This window comes from Endozoicomonas sp. ONNA2, from assembly GCF_024606365.1.
Taxonomy (GTDB): domain Bacteria; phylum Pseudomonadota; class Gammaproteobacteria; order Pseudomonadales; family Endozoicomonadaceae; genus Endozoicomonas.
In genome coordinates this window covers 1-1,910 of the sequence record NZ_JAHHPO010001046.1, presented here as the reverse complement: position 1 = coordinate 1,910, position 1,910 = coordinate 1, and the positions used below count along the sequence as shown (strand labels likewise).

The following is a 1,910-nucleotide window of genomic DNA, read 5'->3' as shown; positions in this document are numbered from 1 at the left end:
GAGGACGACAGAAAATTGAGGATAAAAATTCGGTTTTGTGAGGTGAATAGCGGGGTTATTTGCCGAACAAAAGCGGGTTTTTAGACCGATTTGCTGTCGCCGCAGTAGGGCATCTATTCTCGGACAGCCTCTTGGCCAGATTTTCGTGTAAAGCCTGGTATGCCTCATAAAGCCTATTCCCCTGCTTTAAACCCTCAGGCAGCTGTAGATCCGTCTTAACAGGGCAGTACTATTTCCAATCGCGGCTGCTTCAGTATATTCGGTGATGAAAGTCCGGCATTAGGCTTACAAGGCATTTTATTTTCTCAGAAGAGGGCTTTATCAGAAAAAGCTCTTCTGAGTTTACCTGACTCCCTCATCAATTCATTTCGTGTCTCACCGGGGAGTATCTTCCTGATATTGTCATCAAATTGATCAAGCCTGGTAGAGAAAGAATCAATGTCCTGTGGTAATTTTAGAAACTGCAAAACCTCGGGATAACTTTTCAATCGTTTTAAGGTTTCGAAAGCATCAACAATAGCAAGCCAGTTATCAAGACTGATTGTTAACGCGCTCTTTCGCACCTGAAGCACTGCCTTCTCAGACTCTACAGAGCTGAGCTTGTCAATCTGGTTTGCCAAAGCGCGAACTTCTCGCTTAACAGCCCTTACTGCACAGGAGTTCTCTATTTTTGGCTCCTTCTCCGCCAGCGACTGTTGCAGCCGGTCTATCTGTTGATGAAATTCCTTGACCAAAACCCTCTCGCCCATGCATGGCAGTTGTTGTTGAAGGCGCTTAAAATCAGCTTTAGCTTTACTATAGGGGGCCTGTAAATTTACCGGCAGGTTAATGGCAAGTTGCGATATTTCCAGTTCAGCAGCACTCATTCCATACTGAAAAGACTGACTTTGAAAATCCTTCTTCAGCCCTTGCTGCAAGTTAGCAAGCGCAGCTTTCAGGTTCGCCAACCTCATTTCAGCTCGAACCGCGCGGTAATCAGGTGGTGGTGAAGGCACAATTGCCGGACCATACCACGCTGGAGGTAACAGTAAAAATAGTGGTCTCCCCGCCCTCGCAAACACTGGGTTTTCAGCAGGAGGCAGGCCCGACCCTGTTACACCATAGTTCTCTTGGCCGGTGCCGTCACGGAAAGAGTCTGTTTGATTTAATTCCTGGTGATATTTATTCATCTCACCGACAAAGAAATCCATACTGACATAATGGGGCTCTCTCTTTTTCTCACCCTCTTTTGCCGCTTTACGATTGAACAGATCACATAAATTTTGTGCCAGAGGCAATGTATGGCCTTCTCCTCCCTTGGCAGCTGCTATTACACCTTCATCTTTTACTTTGAGAAAAACATTCAGTATTGCACTGGCCTTACGATCCTTTAAATCATGACGGTAACTAAAGTCTCTCGGCAATTCATACGCCTTGAGGTCTTTATCAAGATTATCTTTTTTCCAGATTTTATCGCCATGCACTCTTTCAGCCTCAGCACAGGTATCCATTGCGAGTTGTCTGACGTCTCCCCGCTTCAGTCCGACAAAAAAATTACTGATATCAGTATGACGGACATCCCTGGCATTAAACTTTGCAGTTGTCGTGTATACACCAGCACCCTTGTTTAATCCTGATGCGTCGTTTAAGTCTGACGCCTGCGAAAAGTTTGGCTGAACTGCCAGAGTCTGGGCAGGATGCAGTGTATTCATGTGATAAACTCCTATGATTAAGTTCCTGACAAAAAGTTTTTCTGACAAGTTTGATTTTTTTGGTCAAAGAAAAGTTCAACTCGTTTCTTAGACAGCTTTCTCATTTGAAATTTTATTTAATGAATTTTATCGTCAGGCAGCAATTTCCGCGAACAAAGAATAAGGGTAACTATTCAGCACCCAGCAAAGGCATATTACTGTAATTCTGAACAGCTCTAA

1 protein-coding gene is annotated in these 1,910 nt (G+C 44.2%); it reads right to left on the bottom strand.

The window, feature by feature from the left end; translation table 11 throughout:
• Positions 1 to 305: 305 nt before the first annotated feature.
• Complete coding sequence (locus tag KDK14_RS18515) at positions 306 to 1,691, bottom strand: hypothetical protein (RefSeq protein ID WP_257266679.1); 1,386 nt, start codon at positions 1,689 to 1,691, stop codon at positions 306 to 308.
• Positions 1,692 to 1,910 lie beyond the last annotated feature (219 nt).

Bases quoted from the DNA above. Each gene is read 5' to 3' on its own strand.
- KDK14_RS18515 (WP_257266679.1), bottom strand. From the start codon at position 1,691: ATGAATACACTGCATCCTGCCCAGACTCTGGCAGTTCAGCCAAACTTT.